This window comes from Synechococcus sp. Tobar12-5m-g, assembly GCF_024345415.1.
Taxonomy (GTDB): Bacteria; Cyanobacteriota; Cyanobacteriia; order PCC-6307; family Cyanobiaceae; genus Regnicoccus.
Map to the genome: position 1 here is coordinate 50,729 of NZ_JAGQBB010000013.1, position 21,374 is coordinate 72,102.

Consider the following 21,374-nt stretch of genomic DNA (forward strand, 5'->3'; position numbering starts at 1 on the left):
GGGGCCATGACGTCGGGCGGAACTAGAAGCGATAGCTCAGCTTGGTGTAGATCCCGCTTCCGAGCAGCCAATCTCCCCAGAAGGGTCGCTGTTCGGTGCCGAACTGGTTGGACCAGCCCAACTCGACGAGCCAGCCCGATCGATTCACCCAGCGCAGCAGGAGCCCCCCGGCCCCGGCGCCGTCCGTGAGGGTTCCATCGGTTGTTTCGGTGCGGATTGCGCCCGCGCCGATGAACGGCACCAGCTGAAGCAGGGTCTGGCCCTGGCTCCAGATGCTCCAACTGAGTTCGGCCCTTCCGAGCAGGCCGCTGTCACCGCTGATCACCTGGCCGGGAAGGCCCCGCAGCCCGTTATCGCTGCCAAGGGCAAAGCCCATCGGGCCGGTGAGCGGTTGGAACGCAAGCTGGCCCGCGGCGCCGAGTTGGAGCTGCCAGCGGGGGGCAAGGGCCCAGGCCCCGTTGAGCTGGCCGCCGATGCTGCGGGCTTCTCCAGGTTGGATACCGAACGAGGCCAGGTAGTTCAGCTGGGCCGCGGTGCTGAGGCCGGCAATCCCCTGGAGCCCGTAGACACTGCCGCTCCAGGCGAAACCGGCACCGCGGCCCTCGGCGTTGATGCCCGCTCTCAGAAAGCCGGTGCGAAGCCAGCCTTCGCTCCCCCCGCCACCGATGGCGGGGAAGCTGGCTCCGGCCAGGTAGGCGTCGCTGCGACTGACGCTGAGACCGGCGAAGGCGGACCAGCGACTGGAAGGGGTTTCCCAAAGGGTGATCTCCAGTTGCCCCAGCAGCTGCAACTGGCGAAAGGAGAGCTGATCTGCTGGCGGGATCGCTTCGACAAGAGTGCGGCGACTCACCCCCAAGGCAGTTGTGAAGCCGAGGCGATCGCCCAGAGGCAGGCTGTAGCTGATCGAGCCGATGGTGTAGCCCAGGCTGGGCTTGGAATCGGTGTTGATCTCACCGAACACCAGCAGGGTGTCACCGCCCAGGGCGAGATTGTTCTTCAGCAGGGTGGCCAGGCCCCGGAATTGGCCGCTGCCGCCATTGCCGTCGTTGCGGAGGGCGACTTCTCCCTGTAGCGGCTCTGCAGCGGATTCGGCGTTGACCACCAGGACGGCCCGGGTGGAGTCGCCACCGAGCCGGTTGAGTTTGGCGTCCAGTTGGCCGACGCCGGAGAGTCGTTGAAGCCGTTGGATCGTGAGCTCGAGGCTGGGCAGGTGCAGAACGGTGCCCTGCAGCGGCAGCAGCAGCCGCTGCAGCCTTCGGGTCAGGCGTGGGCTGGTGCTGGTGATGTTGATTTCGACGATCCGCCCCTCGACCACTTCCAACACCCCTGGAAAAGGCGTGGCCAATGGATACACCCGGCTGTTGACGTAACCATCCAGCACGAGCCGGGTGGTGAGGGCGGCGGCACAGGCGCTCAGCCGCTCGGCGGGATAGGCGATCGCGGCACAGGGAACCAGGATCCTCCTGAGTTCATCGGCTGTATAGCGGTCAAGCCCTTCGACCCGCGGCAGTCCCTGCGGATCTGCTCCACCGGGTTGGCGCCCCTGGGGGGGCTGCTGCTGAGGCTCCCTTGGCAGCCTGGGCTCCACCTGCTCGTTCGGCTGCTGAAGCTGCGGTATTGGCTGGCGTTGCTGGCCCGGGGCCTGGGGCGGCTGAACGATGCCGGAACCTGGCAAGCGCACCGGCCCCGGCTGAAGGGGCGGGGCGACGAGCTGGGCGAGCAGCTGCAGGGCGATCAACGCCCAATGGTTGCTGCTGGTTCCGGAGCAGGGGCCTGCACTGGTGGCGGCAGCTTGTCCTTGGAGCTTTCTGATGGCTCAGCCTCAGCCACCAGGACGAAAGACGTTTCCAGAACATTCAAGGACGGATCAGCCGGTTCGATGGACAACGACCTGCCGCTGGCATCGGTGAATTCGGCGATGACGGTTCCCGGATTGCCCTCACTTCCGTAGGCCTCGGTGTCATTGCTGAAGCTCGCCAAAAGGCCGCGGCCGGGGAAGTAAACGAAAGGAATATGAGAACCCTGGCTTGGTAGCTCAACACCATCTTCGCGATTTAGAGGCAACCGGGCAATGAAGATCTTTTGGGAACCGGCCTCCAATGGCTTGCCATTGAAGATGATCCGCTGGTCATCAGGATTGAAGACCAGCCTCGAATCCCCAGGTGAGAATCCCACCAATCTGGCGACGCCTGGCACGGGTTTGAGCGGGGTGACTTGACCTGGCAAGCGTGACCAAAACAGGAGTGCAACAACCAGAAGAGCAATCAGTAGGCCAAGGGCGATGCAGAGAGGGTTTGGCCTGAAACTATTGTTCGGCTCGGAGGGAGTAGGGCCTGAGCTGCTCATGGATGTAAGGGGGTAATTCATCATTCAGGGGACAGGGATGATCGAACAACGATCTAGCCAATCTCCCGATGAATTTAGGATTCCGCCGCCATAGGTGGTGGCACCCATGACGAACCCTCCCCCACTCGCATTCGCCTTCCAATAATAGAGACGTCGTAGGCAGTCAGCCGACTCCATCGCTCGATTGATGTAGACAGCATTGTTCGTGCCGGCGCCAAACGTAACCAAGTCTTTTTCGCTTGCAATTCCGGTTGTAGTTACTGCAAGGCAATCTGTGCTGCCTGATACGGTGCAAGAAGGCAGCCTGGTGATGCTTGTTTGGGCGGAGTTGCCCAGCACATAGGTGGTGGGTTGGCTGCCACCAGAAAAGGTGTTCGAGCCAATGTTGCCCACCATGATATTAGGACCGACACCTGAACTGCCGTTACCAGTTCCATTCAAGGGAAGTCTGCCAGCCAAGGTAAGTCGAGTCACCTTGCCACCAAGTGAGATGGATTGATTTGTTGAGACAGTAGCATCTTGGGGATGCCAGAACACATGGGTAATGGGTGGTTCACCTGTCGTTTGCAGACAACTTAGATCACCCGGGTCCCTAAACTTGCAGATCATTGCGGTGTTCGGTTGGGCCGCCAACCCTCGTTCCGGCAGAATGAGCCAAGCGATCGCCATCACGGCAAGCAGAGCGATACCGCGGCGTATCCAGCCTGGCAATAAGGAAGATAGCGGGGGAGCATTGGAGGGGTTCATCATGTGGTTTGGTGCGAGCACATTTTTCTGGGGATAATACCAAGTAATGGCGGATAAATTGTGTTCATTGTTACCAAGGCCTGCCGGTGAGCAATACGCCTGCCCAGTAATACGGATGGGTGAGGCCTTGGGCATACCGCGCCTGATCACTGCGCGAGAGGTCACGGATCAGAACTTGACCACCAGGCCCGATAAGATCGGACCCGGACACTCTGATTTTGCCCCGCTGGAAGGCCCGGCGCGTGGCCTGCAGGGCCACGTCCTTGGTCATTCCCCCCCTCAGGTAACGGTAGAACTGGATGAAAAAGGCCGCGTTGCCGGCGTCGTCCACGGACCAGAGGGTACCGAGTCCTGAATGGCCGCCAAAGGTGAGTGCCGCTCCAAGCAGGCCAAGCTCACTGCGCTCGTCGCCAAGTGCGGTTCGGCAGGCACTCAGGCTGACCAGATCCAGCCGGTTTGGCGTGCGCTTCCCAGCCTGGAGGCTGGCGAGATTGAATGCGCCGTTAGTGGTGTGGAGCGTACCAAGACCTGTTTGGCCGGAGCTTAGTTCCGCATGGGTAGCGATATGGATCTGGGAGTAGTTGGTGGTGTTGATCCGGGTACGAAGATTGGGCCCATTGAACGCATCATCGAGCAGTAGATCGGAGGGCTCGCCGGCGGAGATCTCCCCAAGTTCCTGTTTAACGAGAGGAAGTGGAACCAGGCCCGAACTGAACTTGCTCGCCCCGGCCAGGAGGATGCGCCGGGGAGTATCTCCTGGATCTGGAGAAGGCGTACTGAGATCGGTGAGGCCAAGGGAGGGAGTGATGGTGAGGGCAAAACGCTGACCGAAAAAGCTGGTTTCCGTGAGCGGAAGGGCAGCAAAGGGGATCGCCTGAAGCCTCCGATCCGCTGAAAGCAGAACCGAGGTAATCCGCTCCTTCTCCAACACGGGGAGAACATCCGCGAGCAGGAGTGAGGCGAGCTCACGGCCCTGCGGCGATTGCCCGGCCTGATCGAGCCATTCCATGCGGCTGAACTGTCGCTGCACGTTGCCAATGAGTTGATGGAGTGCCTCCTGGTTGACGCGGTGCTGCCAGCCCAGCAACGGACCGTGGGGAGGGATCAACACCACATCGATCAACACCTCGCCCGTTGGCAGGGGCCAGGCGTTGAACCTCAGGATGGCTGGGGAATAGGGCCTTCCGGGGCCGCCCTCTAATCCTGAGGGGGAAAGCGCCTGATGACGCCGATCGGCCTCGCTCGCCTGCAAGTTCTCCTGCAGCGTGGCCACGCTGGGTACCACGGTGTCTCGGCCGGATTCGAGGCCGAGAGCCTGGATGGTTGACTTCATGGCAAGGCTTTCTCCCCGCTCGAAGCTTTCCACCCCTTCGGGAACGCTCAGCAACCGCACCGGGTTTATCGGTGGCAGCGAGGGCCCCTGGGACATGATTGACGACCCCGCAGCAACGAGCCTTTCGCCTTCGCTGATGCTGCCCGCAGCAACCTCAGGTGTTGAGATGGCCTTAGTGATCCCTTCACCGCCAGGGGGGGGGATCACAACAGCGGTCACGGTCATCGTGGGTCCAGGGGCCAACCACCAGTTACGAGGTGGTTCCCAGGGGAACTCCACGGCATTCACTGAGGCCGAAGCGATCGAAGTTGCTGAAGGGATCACGGTAGAGTTACTAATCCCGTCTGGCGTGCTAGTGATCAATGTGATCTTCTGGTCAGGCTGACCACCTATAAGGGGGTTGTTGGTGACGCCCCCCGGCTCAAGAACGATGGTGTACGCATTGACCAGGCCAGTCTCACGGCTCTGGTTCACAAGCCCTTCGGGACCGTCTAGAACGGTATCAACCGCCCTACCACCCTGGATTTGAATGGCTCCTAGATTATTGCGAAGTTGATCAAAGCTTACCTGGATTTGGTTGCCAACTTCTTCAGGCGAGCCGATACTGATCTGCAGGGAGCCTCCAGGAGTTAGCAGGAGGCCAGAGCCATCTGAAGTGGCCACTGCCGATCGCAGCTCAATGGAGCCCGTGGCTGCAGGATCCTGCGCTGTTGCTGTGCGTCCAGTCGTGATGGAGCTGTCGATGGCGATAATCGCCCCAAGGCCTGTGAGAGCCAATTGGCCGGCTGGAGCCAGGGTGCTTTGATCACCGCTGATGTTGAACCTGGTGTTGCTGATGGTTTGCTGACCTCGGCTGACTGCTCGAATTGCACCTTGAAAGCCGAACGGATCAGGCTGAAACGGGTATCCAAGATCTGGGGAGATTGGATTGCTGCTGCTCACATCGAGTGTGGCGTTAGCCAATGCGATGTTCGAGTTGCTGAAAAGGTCGATCCGGCCACCCCGCCCGAAGAAGTAAGTTGCATTTCCAAGAGCCTTGGGGGTGTTGAACAGGGTTCCACCGGTGCGTGCCGTCAGAGTCGATTCCTGATCGATGGTTAACCCTTCCTGACGGTAAGCCGAGAGATTGAGGATCTGGATACTGCCGCCGAAGCTTTCAAGCTGACCACCGAGGCTCGGTGAGCTGTCGACACTCAGAACAGAGTGGTCTGTGACTTGAATACCCCCTTGGGAAATCACCCGAATCTTTCCACCCAGAACAGTAAATCCGGTGCCTGCATCAACTGCATTATCTGTGCCATCGGTTCGATCAGTGAAACGTATTATGGGACCACCTTCCTGGGAATCCACGAATGTGCGGTTCTCCAGCGGCCCGGCGGACGTGTGATACGGGGCATTCAACGTCGATCGTTGGATTGTGATGCCTTGCTTCTTTGAGTTGTTGAGAAGGGTAATTTCTCCTCCTGCAAAGTTACTGATTGTTGCCCACCCTGTTCTTCCTCCGGGGCCGGCCGGAAAATGGTCGCTCTCGGCAATCAGCTTGCTGTTGAAGAGAACAATTCCTGCAGCGCTGCTCAACCGCAGATCACCTGATCCCGCCCCTCCGCTGGCGCCCAACAGGGAGTCGGACAGTTTGATTCCTCCATTGTTGCCGTTGGACTGGAAGGCAAGGTTCCCCGCCAGATTGTGCGTCGCGTCGGCGCGGGCCACGCTGCGGCGGAAGTCAATCCCACCATCGGCAGCCAGCACCACATTGCCACTGGTGTCTGTAAGTTGAATCGCGCTGCGCGGCAGAGCTGGATTTGCCTCCAGCAGCGGCGTCAGAATTTGGGATGCGTTGAGAGACGATCCACTGACGAGGATGTCGCCCTTGGAGAACAGGCCGATTAGGGGGTCAGGGTCAGGTTGGGTCAGCGTCGCTCCGCTGTCGAAAACAACGGAGGTGATGGGAGAGCGGAGGTCTTCCAGCGTGTGAACACCCACATCCAAGCTGCTGTTGACCACCGACAGCGGTTGGTCGGGGTTCCAGCTTTCCAGGTGGATCAATCCCTTCGGCGCCAGGAGCGTGCTGTCAATCACCGAAACCTTGCCTGCCCTCAGGAACAATTGCTTGCCTTCAAGGTTGGATTGCTGCAACTGAAGGGCATCGATCGCCTGAAGATCGATCGCCCCGCGTTTGCCGGGCTGGCCAGATTTCAACTGGATGTCGTTCAGCTCGATCTGCTGCGCACCAAGTCGCAATCGGTCAAGTCCAGGTTCGGTGAGCGGCAGGTAACCCGCCGTGAGCAGGCTGTTGCTGCCGGCTTCGCTGCGAATGGCACCGTTGCCTGCCTCGAGAATCAGCGACCGGTCCACCGTCAACCTGCCTCCGGCCAACACGATCGACCCGTTTGTTGTCCCCAGCCCAAGGCTGTCCAGGGTTCCCAAGCTCGTTTTGAGCGCCTGCCAGCTCAGCTCCGGCGGTGCGGTCAGGGCAGCAGCTGCGGCGGCATCGGTGCTGAAGGCATCGAAAACGCCACTCTCACCAATCCTCAGGCCCGTGGAGGTGGAAAGCAACAGATTCGTGGTGTTCACCACCTTGGCTCCAGGCCCCAGCCAGATGCCGCCGGGCGAGAGCCAGAACAGGTTGGCCGGGGCCGAAAGACTCAGCGTCTTGTCGAGAAAGGTGCCGAGCCGGTCGCTGACCCCCACGATCACATTGGAGCGTCCCTGGGTATCGATGCCCACCCCGTTGATCCCGCCGCGGGTGTCAAACTGTTGGAAGCGATGAAACAAGTTGGGGCCTGCCGCAGTGCCGCCGCCGACGGAGCAGAAACCGCTGCTGCAACGGCCGTTCGTGGCGCCATTCACCTGGGTTCCCAGACCCCCTCCGACCACGTCGGCCAAGGCCGGAAAGGACACGAGGACCAGGGCGAGGGACCCGAAACGGAACCACCGAACTCCCAGGATGCCCTTTTGTGTCTTTCTCAGACGCATTATTGGACCCATGAGAACTGTCCAGGCCAATCAAAGCAACTCCCCGCCGGGGTCGTTGTGATTAAGATCACAAAGCCAGCCCCCAGGCCCTCTTAGGCTCCATTGGATCGCCTATCAAGGCAGCATCTGGCGATGCAGCCTCAGGCATCGATCAACCAGCTTTGACACTTGGGCAGTGACTGTTTCTTGAACCACGTAGGCAGGCCCGGATGGTTACGCAAAGCCCCACCAAAGCATCCGATCTTGCCGAAATCAGCTTGTTCGCCCTGCTCAGCGAGCAGCAACGGCATCGGCTGTTGGATCAACATCGGGGGGTCACGTTTGCTGCCGACCAGTTGCTGATCCTGGATCATGATGAATCCCAGGGCCTGATTCTTCTTCGTAATGGCATTGCCAAAGTCCGTCGATTCACCAACGACGGCGAGGAGGCCGTGCTCTCCCTCCTCGGCCCGGGTGAAGTGTGTGGCGAAATGGCCGTTCTCAACAACGGCCGCCGTTCAGCCGATGTCGTCAGCCTCACGCAATGTGAAGCCGTCTTCCTGCGGGTCGGTCCCTTTCGCGAACTCCTGAACTGTGAACCCAGGCTTGCCCTTGCCTTGGCGAAGCTTGAAGCCAGGCGGCTGCAGGACCTCAACCGTCGTTTCACCTTGCGGGGGGCTGATGCCAGCACCCGCCTGCTTGCCACGCTCTGTGACATCGCCGTACGCGCCCACCCGGGCGCCGATACCTTCGCGGCAACTCCGCCCCTGCCGCATCGGGAGCTCGCGGCGCTCTCCGGGCTGGCTCGGGAGACGACATCACGCACCCTCAGCAAGTTGCGCCAGCGCGGCATCGTTGTGGAGGTGCATGGCGGTGGTCTGAAGATCGTCGACCGTGAGTCCTTGCGTCAGCGGGACCTGCTCTAGCTCTGATCTCGGTCATGGAGCGATTGGCTCCGTGCTGGCTCCGATAGCCTGACTATTCCCTGTTTTCACCCAACCCGGACCCGATGCTCAGGCCATCCGCCAGCCTGCTGGTCGCCGCCCTTGGGGGCGGGGCTTTGGTGCTCACGATGGGGCTGGCGCTGCGGCCCGCGCCGCTCCCGCCCTGGTCTGCTGAGGTCGGAGCCGCCGCCTCAACGCAGACTCCTGTCACGCCCCCCCCTGCCGCGGAAACCACAGCCCCGGCTCGGGCTTTCCTCCCGGCGGATCCAACCCTGCCCCTGGCCGCCAGTGGCCGCCACTACCCCCTGGTTCCCACCGATCCGGCCAGCCTGGCGAGCCTGTTGGTGGCCGTCGAGAAAGCCCTGCGCTCCCCCCAGACACCCGCTGCCGATCTGCCCGGCCTCGGCCATCAACAGCAGGTGATCTACCGCGTCCTCTCCCACCAGGTGGCCCGCTCCCAGCAGGTGCGCCGCTTGCTTCCCGCCGCCTGGCTGAGCATCTACGACCGGCACCTGGTGGCGCGGCGGGCCTTCCTGGCCATGCACCGCGGTGGCCGCAAACCCACAGCCCTGCCGGCCTGGCGGATCATTCCTCCCCGCCCCGCCGAGGCCCTGATCGCCTCCTACAAAGAGGCCGAAGCCGCCACGGGCATCCCCTGGGAGGTGCTGGCTGCCGTCAACCTGGTGGAAACGGGCATGGGCCGCATCGATGGCGTGTCGGTGGCCAATGCCCAGGGGCCGATGCAGTTCCTGCCCACCACCTGGAGCGAGCCGGGCATCGGCAAGGGGGACATCCGTGACCCCCACGACGCCATCCAGGCGGCGGCCCGTTATCTCGTTCGACGGGGTGGCCTCAAGGACATCCGCAAGGGGCTCTGGGGCTACAACAACAGTGACAACTACGGCATTGCCGTGCTCACCTACGCCTCCCTGATCAAGGAGGATCCCCGGGCCTATGTGGGGCTCTACAACTGGGAGATCCACTTCGGCACCGCCGCCGGAGACCTCTGGCTGCCCGTGGGCTACGACCAGCCCAGGCGCATTCCCGTTGCCACGTTCCTGAGGCAGTTTCCCGCCAGCGCTCCGCCGCCCGGTTCCTCGGGCGCCTGATCCGCCGACTCCGTTTCCACTGGCTCCGTCACCACTGGCTCGGTTCAGTCGTCCAGCGCCACCAGATCCCTGAGCTGGCCGGGATCCAGCCCGCCCAGCCACTCCTCGCCGCTGCCGATGATGTCCTCGGCCAGACGGGCCTTCTCGCGGATCATGCGATCGATCTTCTCCTCCACCGAGCCGCTGGTGATGAACTTGTGCACCAGCACCCGTTGGGTCTGGCCAATCCGGTAGGCCCGGTCGGTGGCCTGGTTCTCCACGGCAGGATTCCACCAGCGATCCACATGGAACACGTGGCTGGCGCGGGTGAGGTTGAGGCCCACGCCGCCCGCCTTCAGGGAAAGCAGAAACAGCTGGGGGCCGCGGGGATCGTCCTGGAAGCGATCCACCATCGCCTGGCGTTCGTTCTTGCTGGTGCTGCCGTAAAGGAACGGCACCTCCTGATGGAAACGCTGCTGCAGATGGGCCTGAAGCAGATGCCCCCACTCGGCGAACTGGGTGAACAGCAGGGCCCGATCGCCCGCTTCGATCACCTCCTCGACGATCTCGTCGAGCCGCTGCAACTTGGCCGAGCGGGCGCCGAAGCCCTCGCTGATCTGGCTCTCCTTGAGGGCCAGGGCCGGATGGTTGCAGATCTGCTTGAGCTTGGTGAGCAGGGCCAGCACCTGGCCGTGCTTCTGGCCCAGGGGAGCGCGGGCGATCGCCTCGAGGCTGGCATCGACGGTGGCGCGGTACAGCTTGGTCTGCTCCGGCGTCAGCCCCACCCATTCCCGCAGTTCCACCTTTTCGGGCAGGTCGGAGATGATCGATCGGTCGGTCTTGAGCCGGCGCAGGATGAACGGGCCCACCCGGGCCTTGAGATCGCGCAGGGAGGCGGTGTCGCCGTAGCGCTCGATCGGCAGGCGGTAGCGCTGGCGGAAGAACTCCTCCTCGCCGAGCACCTTGGGGTTGAGGAAGTCCATCAGGGCCCAAAGCTCGCTCACCCGGTTCTCCACCGGCGTGCCGGTGAGGGCGATCCGGAACCGTCCTCCCCCCCCGCCCTGCTTGCCGGAGCGGGCCAGTTCCCGGGCCGCCAACGACTGCTTGGCGGCGGGGTTCTTGATCGCCTGGGCTTCATCGATCACCGTGCCCTGCCAGTCGAGGGAGGAGAGCACCTCCACATCCCGTTGCAGCAGCCCGTAGCTGGTGAGCACCAGATCCACCCCCTCCAATGCCTTGGCCAGGGCCGCCGCCGTGGAGGGCCGCCTCGGGCCGTAGTGCTCCAGCACCGTGAGCTCCGGGGTGAATCCCGCCGCCTCCCGCTTCCAGTTGGTGAGCACCGAGGTGGGGGCCACCAGCAGCACCGGGCGTTTCAGCTCCTGCTCCGCCTTCAGGTGCTGCAGGAAGGCGAGCAGCTGGATCGTCTTGCCCAGGCCCATGTCATCGGCAAGGCAGGCCCCCTGATCGAAGCGGTGCAGGAAGGCCAGCCAGCCCAGGCCCCGCTCCTGGTAGGGCCGCAGCTGGCCGGCAAAGCCCTCGGGGGCCGGCAGGGGATCGGGGGCTTTCTGCTGGTGGTATTGCTCCAGCACCGCCTGCAGCCGGGGCCCGGCGGTGAAGCGATGCACCGGCAGCCGCTGCAGGGTTTCCCCCTCGTTGCCGGTGAGGCGCAGGGCGTCATCGAGGCTGAGGGCGGGATCGAGGGCACAGAACTTTTCGGCGTTGCGCAGATCGCCGGGGCGCAGCTCGATCCAGGCCCCCTTGTGCTGCACCAGCGGGCTGCGCTTGCCCGCCAGCCGCTCCAGGTCCTTGAGGGTGAGGGTGACGCCGCCGATCATCAGCTCCCAGCGCCACTCCAGGGTTTCGCCGAGGCTGAAGCCCCGCGACTTCGCCGGCAGCTCGGCCTCGATCGAGAGCCCCAGCCGGCTGGCCAGGCCGCCGCTGAGGCTGGCTGGCAGCACCACCCCCACGCCCACATCCCGCAACCGGGCCGCGGCGGTGCGCACCAGTACGAAGGCCTCGGCCGGGGCCAGCTCCATGCGTTGGGGTGTGGCGGCATCCAGACCCCGCTCAAGAGGCTCGAACACCTGCAGGGCCCGGCCGAGGCCCTCCAGCAGCAACTCGCCGGGCTGGGGAATGGTGACCTCCCCCAGATGGAGATTGGCTTCACCGGCGGCCCAGACTGCCGCCGCCGGCAAGGTCAGGCTGGGATCCGACTCGGCCTGCAGACAGAAGCGAAGCTCCCAGAGCTCGCCGCCCTCCGCAGGCGTGTCCAGCTCCATGCAGGCCCGGGCCGGAGCCAACCGCCCGGCCACCGCCTCGCGCCAGTGGTGGGTGGCGGTGCTCAGCCGCTCGATCTCCTCGCCCGTGAGCCGCAGCTCCCCCTTGCCCGGGCCCAGGGCCTGCTGCCAGGCCGCCAGCAGGGGATCGAGCCCCTCGGGGTGGGGCCTGAAGTCGCTGCGCAGCTGGGCATCCACCAGGCGGGAGAGAATCTCCACCAGCCGCAGCCGGCCGGATCCGGGCCGCCAGCAGGCCAGGGGCGGGGCGCCATTGGCGGCGGGCCCTCGCCAGAGGGCGGCCACCGCCACCTGGGGGAGCCGGGTGGCCAGCTCCTCGAGCCGGCGGCGGTCGTCCTCGCGGTTGAGCAGGGGAAGCCAATGGGCCCTGCCCTCTTCCACCTGGGGTAACCAGCGGCCCCGGGCGATCAGGCTCAGACTCCAGCGCTGCAGGTGGCTCCACCAGCGCAGTTCATCGGCCAGGTCGGGATGGTTGCCCGACAGTGGCAGCCGCTCAAGCCAGAGGGCGGCGGCGGCGGGATCCAGCCAGAGACCCTCCACCTGCCAGGGCCACCACTCCACCTCCTTCGGCATCGGTTCGCCGGCCTGCAGCGGCAGACCGCTCCAGCCGTCCGCCTCCTCTTTCTTCCTGCCCCGGGCGCCCTGGCGCCGACTGGGCAGGCTCAGGCAGGCCGCGGCGGGCCGGAAGGACTCGGTCCACAGATCCCACTCCTCCAGCCAGGCCCCCAGGTCGTCCTGGTCAAGGCTGAGCGGATGGGCCAGGGGCGCGTTGATCGGTGTGGCCGGACTGGCCACCCGCCAGGTGTCGGCCCAGAGCAGCAGACCGGCGACCGCCATTCCACTGGCGTCGGCCGGAAGCCAGGTGGCGTGCAGAAGGCTCATCGCCGAGGCGCGGCCAGGTACGGATCGGCGCCATCATCCCCGATCGCCGCCCCCTGGTCGCCTCAACCGGCCGGAGCACCGGGCAGCAAGGCGCTCATGGCCGCAGCTCGGGGAAAAGGCGAAGGGTCACCTGCAGCAGCAGGGCGCCGCCCACCAGGGGCAGCCAGAGCGGCAGCCAGGCCCGCAGCAGGTCCGCCCCCAGGGCACCCAGCCCCCCCGGGGTGAAGGGCGCGGTGCCCAAAGCGGCATCGAGGGGCACCGCCAGGCTCAGAAGGCCGCAGACCGCCCCCACCAGGCCCGCCTGCAGGTGGCCGTCGTCGGGGTCGACCCGTTGGAGGTGAAAGGCCAGAAGGCCGTAGAAGAAGCCGCTCCCACCGGCCCGCAGGCCGGGCTCCAGGCCGATCGCCAGGCCGATGACCAGGGCCCCGCCCCCGGCCAGCAGGGCCCAGGCGATCGAGCGCAGCCGCAGCCGCCCACGATCCTCGCCAAGCATCAAAGGGGAAGGCACGGCGCGGGGCGCGAAGGGTGGGACCGGTGCTGGGCGATCATGCCTTCTCCAGGGGTGTTTCGCCGCGTCGGGCCATGGCTGTTGCTTCTTCTTCAAGTCGCACGGCCGCCGGGCTGCCGGGGCCCCGCAGCGGCGCCGAGATCCGCGAGGCCTTCCTGGCCTTCTACGGGGCGCGGGGCCACCGGCGCCTGCCCAGCAGCTCCCTGGTGCCCGACGACCCCACGGTGCTGCTCACGATCGCCGGCATGCTGCCGTTCAAGCCGGTGTTCCTGGGCCAGGCCGAGCGGCCGGCGCCCCGGGCCACCACGGCCCAGAAGTGCATCCGGACCAACGACATCGAGAACGTGGGCCGCACGGCGCGGCACCACACCTTCTTCGAGATGCTCGGCAACTTCTCGTTCGGGGATTACTTCAAGGCCGAAGCGATTGCCTGGGCCTGGGAGCTCTCCACCGAGGTGTTCGGGCTGGCCCCGGAGCGCCTGGTGGTGAGTGTCTTCCGCGACGACGACGAAGCCGCGGCGATCTGGCGCGACGCGGTGGGGGTGAACCCGAAGCGGATCCTCCGCCTGGATGAAGCCGACAACTTCTGGGTGTCGGGCCCGACCGGCCCCTGCGGCCCCTGCTCGGAGCTCTACTACGACTTCCACCCCGAGCGCGGCGATGACGACATCAATCTCGAGGACGATTCCCGCTTCATCGAGTTCTACAACCTGGTGTTCATGCAGTACAACCGCGACGCCCAGGGAACCCTGACGCCGCTGGCGAACCGCAACATCGACACCGGCCTGGGGCTGGAGCGCCTGGCCCAGATCCTGCAGGGAGTGCCCAACAACTACGAAACCGACCTGATCTTTCCCCTGATCGAGACGGCGGCGGCTCTGGCAGGAGTCGACTACCACCAGCTCGACAACAAAGGGCAGACCGCGCTGAAGGTGATCGGCGACCACAGCCGTGCCATCACCCAACTGATCGGCGATGGTGTGACCGCTTCGAATCTTGGTCGCGGCTACATCCTGCGTCGCCTGCTGCGCCGGGTGGTGCGCCACGGCCGCCTGCTGGGCATCGAGGGGCCGTTCCTGGCGGCGATGGGCGAGGCCGCCATCGCCTTGATGGCGGACGCCTACCCCCAGTTGCTGGAGCGTCGCGAGGCGATCACCGCCGAGCTGGTGCGGGAAGAGGCCCGTTTCCTCGAAACCCTCGGGCGGGGAGAGAAGCTGCTGGCCGAGCTGCTGGCCGCCCAGCCCAGGGTGATCAGCGGTGCCCAGGCCTTCGAGCTCTACGACACCTTCGGCTTCCCCCTGGAGCTCACCGAGGAGATCGCCGCTGAGCACGGACTAACCGTGGACCTGGAGGGTTTCGAGGCGGCAATGGAAGCCCAGCGCCAGCGGGCCAAGGCGGCGTCGGTGAGCCTGGATCTCACCGACGTTGGGGCAGTCGAGGCGATGGCCGCCGAGCTGCCCGACACCCGCTTCCACGGCTACGAGGCCCTGGAGCACCGCTCCCAGGTGATGGGCCTGGTGGTGAACGGTGAACCGGCCCAGCGGGCGGCGGCGGAAGATGCGGTGCAGGTGGTGCTCGATGCCACCCCCTTCTATGGCGAATCGGGCGGCCAGATCGGCGACCGGGGTCTGCTCACAGGGGCGGGCGTGATCGTGGCCATCGAGGCGGTGGTGAAGAACCGCAAGTTGTTCGTGCATCAGGGCCGCGTCGAGCGCGGTGCCCTGGGCCTCGGCGACACCGTGATCGCCCGGGTCGATCGGAGCTGCCGCCGCCGCGTCCAGGCCCATCACACCGCCACCCACCTATTGCAGGCCGCCCTGAAGCAGGTGGTGGATCCGGCGATCGCCCAGGCCGGTTCCCTGGTGGATTTCGATCGGCTTCGCTTCGACTTCCACTGCCCCCGCGCCCTGACGCCGGTCGAATTGGAGCGGATCGAGGCCCTGATCAACGGCTGGATCGCCGAGGCCCACCCCCTGGAGGTGGAGGAGATGGCCCTGGAGCAGGCCCACAGCGCCGGCGCGGTGGCGATGTTCGGCGAGAAGTATGGGGCCCTGGTGCGGGTGGTGGATGTGCCCGGCGTCTCGATGGAGCTCTGCGGCGGCACCCACGTGGCCAACACCGCGGAGATCGGCCTGGTCAAGATCGTGGCCGAAACGGGCGTGGCCGCTGGCATCCGCCGCATCGAGGCCGTGGCCGGCCAGGCGGTGTTGGCCTACCTCAACCGGCGCGACGCGGTGGTGAAGGACCTGGGCGATCGTTTCAAGGCCCAGCCCGGCGAGATCGTGGCGCGGGTGACGGCGCTGCAGGAGGAGCTCAAGGCCAGTGGCAAAGCCCTGGCTGCCGCCCGCGACGCGCTGGCCGCCGCCAAGGCGGCGGCGCTGGCGAGCCAGGCCGAGTCGGTGGGGGCGTTCCAGGTGCTGGTGGCACGGCTCGACGGGGTGGACTCCGGAGCTCTGCAGACGGCGACCCAGCAGCTGCAGGAACGCCTCGGCGCCGGGGCGGCGGTGGTGCTGGGCGGCGTGCCCGACCCTGGCGAGCCGGACAAGCTCTCCCTGGTGGCGGCCTTCGGCCCCAGGGTGATCGCCCGCGGCGCCAAGGCTGGCCCCTTCATCGGCGCGATCGCCAGGCTCTGTGGCGGCGGCGGCGGCGGCCGCCCCAACCTGGCCCAGGCCGGCGGGCGGGATGGGGCGGCACTGGATGGGGCGTTGGAGCAAGCGAGGCAGCAGATGCAGCACCAGCTGGGCGGCTGAACGACCCAGCCGATCACCCTTAGGTTGACGTGGTGACGCTCCGCTTCCGATGAACCGTCTCTGGACCCTCCCCGCGGTTGGCCTCTCGGTGCTGGTCGCCGCCACGGTAGCCGTAGCCGCGCCCGCCGGCACCCTGCTCAAGGGGCTGAAACTGCCGGGCGCCCTTTCCACGCTGTTCGCCGCCAATGCCGTTGGACAGACCAGCCTCAATGGCCAGCTGGCGGGCACCCCGGAAGCCCTGCTCGACAAGGTGAAAACCACCCTGAGCGCCCAGGGCTACAAGGAGCGCTCCGTGAACACCGTGGTGGGGACCTGGGGGTTCAACCTGGTCCTCGACCCTCCGGCCGGCACCACCGTGGATGGCACCCCCGCCGGCAAGACTGCAGCCCTGGTGCTGCAGTCCACGGTGCTCGCCCCGGGCAAGCTCAACCTCAATGTCCGCTTCGAAGGGATCTGACGGTTGGAGCGTTCGAGTCCCTTCGCGTCGACGTTCCCCGATCAGCTCATTCGGCCATCGCTCTCCTGCTGGCGAAGAGGACACAAGGTATGTTTTGAATGTGTTCGTCTTGAGTTCGCCCCGGTTTCTTGTGGCTATACTCTACTGCTGCCCATGGGATTGAGATGGGTCAATGATGAAGGGTGAAGCCGATCAGGATTGATAGCACCGTTCTAGCCTCAACCGTGAGGGGGACCCTTGAGCAACCTTTGCAATTGCCTGGCTTATCCAGCTCTGGTCAGCTCAGTCCGATCCGCTGGCCGATTGATGAACGAGATGAAACCCCCCGGACCTCCTCGGGTCGCCCACAGATGCGTGCGAGTACCGATGACCTTGACCCGAAGAAACCCTGGACCAGGGGCAGAATCTCGGGCCTGAGCCAAAGCAGAACAGATCAGGCAGGATTCAAGCCACCCTTTACAATCAACGCAATCCTGTAATGGAAACGTGCAAACGGCTCACCCCTCGCGGCTGCCGCACCTGGCTCTTCGAGAATGGATTGCTGCCCATGCACGTCTGGCTTCCAGTGACATTCGAACATTCACTTTGAATTCACTTGATCGAACACCTCCTTCCCTTGCGGCTTCACCTCTGATTACTCTGGCTGGTGAACCAGAATGCCCAGCCCCATGATCATCACCACCCACAGCTACCGAGGAGGAACGGGAAAATCGAATGCCACGGCGAATCTCGCGACCTGCTTCGCTGGGAGTGGGCTTCGTGTTGGCGTGATTGATATTGATCTCCCGTCTCCAGGGATCCATATCCTTTTTGGGGAAGATGAACCGGCTCGCACGATCAACCAGGTTCTTTTTCACCGCATACCCACCAAGGAGGCCTTTCTGGATGTCACCCCATCGGAACTGGCTGACAAGGGGAAGATCTTTCTGATGCCGGGAAGTCCCAAACCTTCCGACATCGCCCAGGTTGTCAAGCAGGGATACGCGATGGAGGAAATGGTGGACATCTTCCGAGAGTTCACCAAGGCGTGCGCACTGGATCTTCTCCTGGTCGACACCCATCCGGGCCTGAACGAACCCAGCCTCTTCTCCATCACGGTGTCCGATCTTGTCCTGATGGTGCTGCGCCCTGACCGCCAGGACTATCAGGGAACGGCCGTCACCCTGGATGTGGCCCGCAAACTGGGCGTGCCCCAGATCCGCCTTCTGGTCAACAAGGCCCTCGTTTCGCTCGACTGGCAGGCGCTGAGCGCCACGATCGAGAAGACCTACGGGGAGCGCTGCCTGGGCATCCTTCCCCAGGCCGATGAGATGATGCGCTACGGCGGCAACGGCCTGTTTTGCCTGCAGGAACCGGACCATCCCCTGAGCAAGGGGTTGGCCGCTGTGGCCGCCTCGATCCTTGCCCTGCGGACCTGACCTGACCTGTCGTGAACCCTCTCCTTGCCGGCGCAGCTTCCGCTCCCCTCCAGGGCACGCTCGAAGCTCCCCTTGCCGAGAGTTTCTGGGGAGACGGCAGCCTGTTTGGCCTGGTCGTGCTCTACGGCCTGCTCCTGGCGCTGACCCAGCTGACCCCCGGGATCAGCCGCTGGCTGGAGGACAACAGCCAGAGTTCCAAGCCCAAGCACCTTCGCTTCGGCGAGGCGGTGCGATCGATCTCCGGCGGCCTGGCCTCAGGCTATGTGATTCTGCTGCTGATTCCAGAGATCAAGATCTTCAATGATGCCATCCGTGATTCCTTCCTGGATGCCTATGTTCTTGCCTTGCTCGGGCTCGTCATCTTCAAGGGGCTTCAGCATTACTGCCTGCGGCTCGTGAATCAGAAAAGCAGTGCCCAGCAGGAATGGGGGTTCATCCAGGCGAAGGTGATGGCGAGATCCCTGGAGTTCAAGGTGTCCTGCGGGGTGTTCTGCGTGTATGCAAGCCTGGTTCTACTGACGCTGCCGTTTCAATTCGGGCATCTTGCCGGGCCCGTGGCCAAGGTGCTGTACGTGATTACTTTTGCCCTTCATCTTGGCTTTGAAATGCTAGGTCTCTTTGAGCAAAGTGAACGTGACTTCTCTTCGCTGGTTCCCTGGATGGCAGGCCTATCTCTTACGTTGGCTTTTGTTCTGGCCTGCGCCAATGTGCTGCCGCCCTCTCTGGTGATTTCCGGGATGGCCTTCCTGGCGGGGATCATCATCCTGCAGGTATTCCGCACGGAGCTTCCCGGTGCCAGTGAATCCTCGTTTTTCTGGTTCGGCTTTGGCACTGCCGTTTTCGTGCTTCTCCACGTTTACACCCAACGCCTGGGTACCCACTGAGTCAATGCCCAAGGTGGAGTGGGTTAAACTCCTTTCAAGCGGTCGCGCAGACGTTGGGAGTTCTGCAACAGAGTTTGGAAGGTTTCATCCTCCACGATCGTGGAAACCTCCTTGGCGGCTCTCGCCTGATCGATTTCGATGGTCAAGGACTGAATCCTGTTCTGGAGCTGATCCTCTCGTTTACGGATGCTTTCCAACATTCGGGCGAAGGACTCGCGGGCGGCCTCCAGGGTGCTGTCGGCATCGTTCTGCCTGCTGGCGAGATGGGAGCTGATCGCGCTGAAATCACCAGCGCTGGCAAGCCTGGTGAGATAGCTGAATTCATCGATGTAGCTGAGCATGCTCCGGCAGCGGTTGGAAAGTTCAGCCATCAGTTTCGTGCGCAGCTTGGGGTGATCTTGGATGATCTCCAGCACCTCATGATTTCCTATCCTGAGTAGCGCGCACCGCGCCGATTGGCAGGCACAGGAAGCCGAACGCCTGGATTCGCCGAACAGGGACATTTCCCCGATGATGCTGCCGTTCTCAAGACTGGCAACCTCGATCTCATCGCCCGAATGATTCCTGATGAAGACCCGAATCTCGCCTTGATCCAACAGATAGACATAGTCACTGAGATCCCTCTGCTCGAACAGCAATTCGCCGGCAGCCAGCTCCAGTTGCTCTCCCCGGCCAGTGATGGCCAGGCGCAGCACGTCCCACAGTTCAGCGCGATCGGAACGGGAGCTCATCGTCAAGGCGCCGGTGGGGATGGCGAGTGGAAATGATTGGAGCCCGCCTTGGCACAGGCCCCACCACTATGGGCGTTAGGCGCCGCCCGGGGACCGGGCGATCAGTAGCAACAGCTACAGACCAGAGCGTGGCCGTGGCTTGGGATCAACCCAGTTCTCTGGCAGCCCGTCCCTGATGGTGTCCTCAGGCCCCAAGGCCACGGTGATCCAGGGCCTGCTTGATGGACTCCATGAGCGCTGCCTGAAACTGGTGGAGGGTGCGCCGGCCGATTACATCCCGGAACTGGCCAAGGCCGATCCCTCAGACTTCGGCATCGCCATCGCCACCGTGGATGGACGGCTCTACACCGTCGGCGATACGGACAAGTTGTTCACGATTCAGTCGATCTCCAAGCCCTTTGTGTATGGCCTGGCGCTCGATCTGCTCGGCACCGAACGGATGAAGGCCAAGGTGGGGGTGGAGCCCTCAGGGGAGGCCTTCAATGCGATCAGCCTGGATCCCGCCTCCGGTCGGCCCCGGAATCCGATGATCAACGCCGGAGCGATCGCCACCACCGCGCAGATCAGCTGCCACGACCCAGAGAACGCCGAGGAAATCCTGCTCGATTACTTCGCCGAACTGGCCGGTCGGCGGCTGACGATCGATGAGCAGGTGTACCAGTCTGAGCGGCACACCGGCCACCGCAACCGGGCGATCAGCCACCTGCTGCGGAACTTCGACATCATCGAATCCGATCCGGAACAGGCCCTGGATCTGTACTTCCGCCAATGTTCGATCCTGGTGAGCTGCCGTGATCTGGCGGTGATGGCGGCCACCCTGGCCTGCCAGGGCGGCAATCCCTTCACCGGAGCCCAGCCCCTCACCTCCCAGACCACCACCCGGCTGCTGGCCCTGATGGCCACCTGCGGCACCTACGACTTCGCCGGCCAGTGGCTCTATGACGTGGGCATGCCGGCCAAGAGCGGTGTGGCAGGCGGTGTGCTGGCCGTGGTGCCGGGCCGCCTCGGCATCGCCACCTACTCGCCGCCGCTCGATCCCCTGGGCAACAGCGTGCGCGGCATCGCCGTCTGCAATGAATTGTCGAAAGAACTGGGCTTGAGCCTGTTCAATCAGTATCCTGAGAACATTACCACGATCCGCCGCTCCTACAAGGGGTCCCAGCGGCACTCGCGCCGGTTCAGACCCCCGGCTCAGCTGCAATGCCTTCAGCAGAGCCGGGATTCCCTGCGCATCGTCCATGCCCAGGGGGTGCTTGATTTTGCTGCCGTTGAGCGCCTGATCGCCGAGCTGGCCCAATTGCTGGTGGATGCCTGGATCCTGGTGATCGATTTCGCCAATGTTTCCGAACTTCCCGAGGAATCGAGGCATCTTCTGGTTCAGGAGCTGGCGTCGCTGCGCTGCGAAGGGGTGATGGTCCTGCTGGTGCGCTGCCACCATCTCGGCTTGGAGGCTGAGCCGGTGATCGGCACGGATGCGCGCCCGATGACCTTCCTGCATCTCGATCAAGCGATCGAGCGAGCCGAGGATCTGCTGCTCGATTCGATGCAGCCAGAGAAACAGGGTGACAACGGTGCAGAGCCCAGAAATTATGGAGGCTTTCTTGAGTTGCTGGATCCGATCCACCACCAGACCCTGTTCTCAATTTCACAACTGAGAGTGTTCAGTGCCGGCGACCACGTGATCACCAAGGGAGAACCTGGCGATGAGTTGTTCATCGTCAAGAGCGGCCGTTTCACCGTCACCACCCAGCTTCAGGGCAAGAACGGCGTGCTGCATGAATCCCGCCTAGCCACCTTCGAGCCAGGCATGTGTTTCGGGGAGATTGCCTTCCTCTCCAAGCAGAAGCGCAGTGCCGATGTGATCGCCGATGTGGCGGGGAGTTGCTGGGTGTTGGCTCGAGCTGTGTTCGACCAGCTGCGGGAACGGGAGCCCGGCACCGTCACCGACATGCTCCTGGCCCTCACCGGGGATCTGGGCACGAAGCTCGGGGTCACCAGCTTTCAACTGATGCTGATGGAGTATCTCTAGAGCTTCAG

15 protein-coding genes are annotated in these 21,374 nt (G+C 64.0%); 7 read left to right on the forward strand and 8 right to left on the reverse strand.

What is annotated here, in order from left to right; genetic code table 11:
* Positions 1-22: 22 nt before the first annotated feature.
* The 5 genes from KBY66_RS09600 to KBY66_RS09620 all read right to left on the reverse strand — a co-directional run bounded on the left by KBY66_RS09600 (position 23) and on the right by KBY66_RS09620 (position 7,755).
* Positions 23-1,738: a ShlB/FhaC/HecB family hemolysin secretion/activation protein gene (locus tag KBY66_RS09600; protein WP_255089120.1), complete on the reverse strand. Its 1,716-nt coding sequence runs from the start codon at positions 1,736-1,738 to the stop codon at positions 23-25.
* Positions 1,735-2,346, reverse strand: coding sequence for a hypothetical protein (locus KBY66_RS09605; protein WP_255089121.1), 612 nt, complete (start codon positions 2,344-2,346; stop codon positions 1,735-1,737). Before KBY66_RS09605 ends, KBY66_RS09600 begins: the two co-directional genes overlap by 4 nt.
* Before the next feature lie 24 nt (positions 2,347-2,370).
* A complete protein-coding gene (locus tag KBY66_RS09610; RefSeq protein ID WP_255089123.1) occupies positions 2,371-3,228 on the reverse strand; it encodes a hypothetical protein in 858 nt (285 codons plus the stop codon).
* The gene (locus KBY66_RS09615) at positions 3,164-7,303 is read right to left on the reverse strand and encodes a CHAT domain-containing protein (RefSeq protein WP_255089157.1); all 4,140 of its coding nucleotides are present in this window, start codon (positions 7,301-7,303) and stop codon (positions 3,164-3,166) included. Before KBY66_RS09615 ends, KBY66_RS09610 begins: the two co-directional genes overlap by 65 nt.
* A 239-nt stretch (positions 7,304-7,542) precedes the next feature.
* Positions 7,543-7,755 (reverse strand): hypothetical protein, encoded by a 213-nt coding sequence (locus tag KBY66_RS09620; RefSeq protein ID WP_255089124.1) that lies wholly within the window; start codon positions 7,753-7,755, stop codon positions 7,543-7,545.
* Between KBY66_RS09620 and KBY66_RS09625 the strand changes: the two genes are divergently transcribed.
* Both KBY66_RS09625 and KBY66_RS09630 read left to right on the forward strand, forming a co-directional pair.
* Positions 7,738-8,307: a Crp/Fnr family transcriptional regulator gene (locus KBY66_RS09625; RefSeq protein ID WP_255089125.1), complete on the forward strand. Its 570-nt coding sequence runs from the start codon at positions 7,738-7,740 to the stop codon at positions 8,305-8,307. The two genes, KBY66_RS09620 and KBY66_RS09625, sit on opposite strands and share 18 nt — an antisense overlap.
* An 83-nt stretch (positions 8,308-8,390) precedes the next feature.
* Entirely contained in the window at positions 8,391-9,434 is a 1,044-nt protein-coding gene (locus KBY66_RS09630; protein ID WP_255089126.1) for a transglycosylase SLT domain-containing protein, read from the forward strand.
* A gap of 44 nt (positions 9,435-9,478) precedes the next feature.
* Here KBY66_RS09630 and KBY66_RS09635 read toward each other — a convergent pair whose 3' ends face one another.
* Positions 9,479-12,589 carry a DEAD/DEAH box helicase gene (locus tag KBY66_RS09635; protein WP_255089127.1) on the reverse strand — a complete coding sequence of 1,037 codons (3,111 nt, stop codon included), beginning with the start codon at positions 12,587-12,589 and terminating at the stop codon, positions 9,479-9,481.
* A 94-nt stretch (positions 12,590-12,683) separates the two neighbouring features.
* A complete protein-coding gene (locus tag KBY66_RS09640) occupies positions 12,684-13,082 on the reverse strand; it encodes a hypothetical protein (protein WP_255089158.1) in 399 nt (132 codons plus the stop codon).
* A gap of 89 nt (positions 13,083-13,171) precedes the next feature.
* Between KBY66_RS09640 and alaS the strand changes: the two genes are divergently transcribed.
* The 4 genes from alaS (at position 13,172) to KBY66_RS09660 (ending at position 18,606) form a co-directional block, all read left to right on the forward strand.
* Positions 13,172-15,847, forward strand: a complete 2,676-nt coding sequence (alaS, locus tag KBY66_RS09645) for an alanine--tRNA ligase (RefSeq protein WP_255089128.1) — start codon at positions 13,172-13,174, stop codon at positions 15,845-15,847.
* A gap of 49 nt (positions 15,848-15,896) precedes the next feature.
* Complete coding sequence (locus KBY66_RS09650) at positions 15,897-16,304, forward strand: hypothetical protein (protein ID WP_255089129.1); 408 nt, start codon at positions 15,897-15,899, stop codon at positions 16,302-16,304.
* Positions 16,305-16,972: 668 nt separating this feature from the next.
* Positions 16,973-17,722, forward strand: coding sequence for a MinD/ParA family protein (locus KBY66_RS09655; protein WP_255089160.1), 750 nt, complete (start codon positions 16,973-16,975; stop codon positions 17,720-17,722).
* Between the two features lie 116 nt (positions 17,723-17,838).
* Entirely contained in the window at positions 17,839-18,606 is a 768-nt protein-coding gene (locus tag KBY66_RS09660; protein ID WP_255089130.1) for a hypothetical protein, read from the forward strand.
* A gap of 23 nt (positions 18,607-18,629) precedes the next feature.
* Here KBY66_RS09660 and KBY66_RS09665 read toward each other — a convergent pair whose 3' ends face one another.
* Positions 18,630-19,337 (reverse strand): Crp/Fnr family transcriptional regulator, encoded by a 708-nt coding sequence (locus KBY66_RS09665; RefSeq protein ID WP_255089131.1) that lies wholly within the window; start codon positions 19,335-19,337, stop codon positions 18,630-18,632.
* A gap of 175 nt (positions 19,338-19,512) precedes the next feature.
* Between KBY66_RS09665 and glsA the strand changes: the two genes are divergently transcribed.
* Positions 19,513-21,366, forward strand: a complete 1,854-nt coding sequence (glsA, locus tag KBY66_RS09670) for a glutaminase A (RefSeq protein WP_255089132.1) — start codon at positions 19,513-19,515, stop codon at positions 21,364-21,366.
* Positions 21,367-21,374: the final 8 nt, after the last annotated feature.

Excerpts from the sequence above, each read along its gene's own strand:
- KBY66_RS09640 (WP_255089158.1), bottom strand. The coding sequence starts at position 13,082 with ATGCTTGGCGAGGATCGTGGGCGGCTGCGGCTGCGCTCGATCGCCTGG.
- KBY66_RS09655 (WP_255089160.1), top strand. The coding sequence starts at position 16,973 with ATGATCATCACCACCCACAGCTACCGAGGAGGAACGGGAAAATCGAAT.
- KBY66_RS09605 (WP_255089121.1), bottom strand. The coding sequence starts at position 2,346 with ATGAGCAGCTCAGGCCCTACTCCCTCCGAGCCGAACAATAGTTTCAGG.
- KBY66_RS09635 (WP_255089127.1), bottom strand. The coding sequence starts at position 12,589 with ATGAGCCTTCTGCACGCCACCTGGCTTCCGGCCGACGCCAGTGGAATG.
- KBY66_RS09630 (WP_255089126.1), top strand. The coding sequence starts at position 8,391 with ATGCTCAGGCCATCCGCCAGCCTGCTGGTCGCCGCCCTTGGGGGCGGG.
- KBY66_RS09650 (WP_255089129.1), top strand. The coding sequence starts at position 15,897 with ATGAACCGTCTCTGGACCCTCCCCGCGGTTGGCCTCTCGGTGCTGGTC.
- glsA (WP_255089132.1), top strand. The coding sequence starts at position 19,513 with ATGGTGTCCTCAGGCCCCAAGGCCACGGTGATCCAGGGCCTGCTTGAT.
- KBY66_RS09620 (WP_255089124.1), bottom strand. The coding sequence starts at position 7,755 with ATGATCCAGGATCAGCAACTGGTCGGCAGCAAACGTGACCCCCCGATG.
- KBY66_RS09665 (WP_255089131.1), bottom strand. The coding sequence starts at position 19,337 with ATGAGCTCCCGTTCCGATCGCGCTGAACTGTGGGACGTGCTGCGCCTG.
- alaS (WP_255089128.1), top strand. The coding sequence starts at position 13,172 with ATGGCTGTTGCTTCTTCTTCAAGTCGCACGGCCGCCGGGCTGCCGGGG.
- KBY66_RS09610 (WP_255089123.1), bottom strand. The coding sequence starts at position 3,228 with ATGCCCAAGGCCTCACCCATCCGTATTACTGGGCAGGCGTATTGCTCA.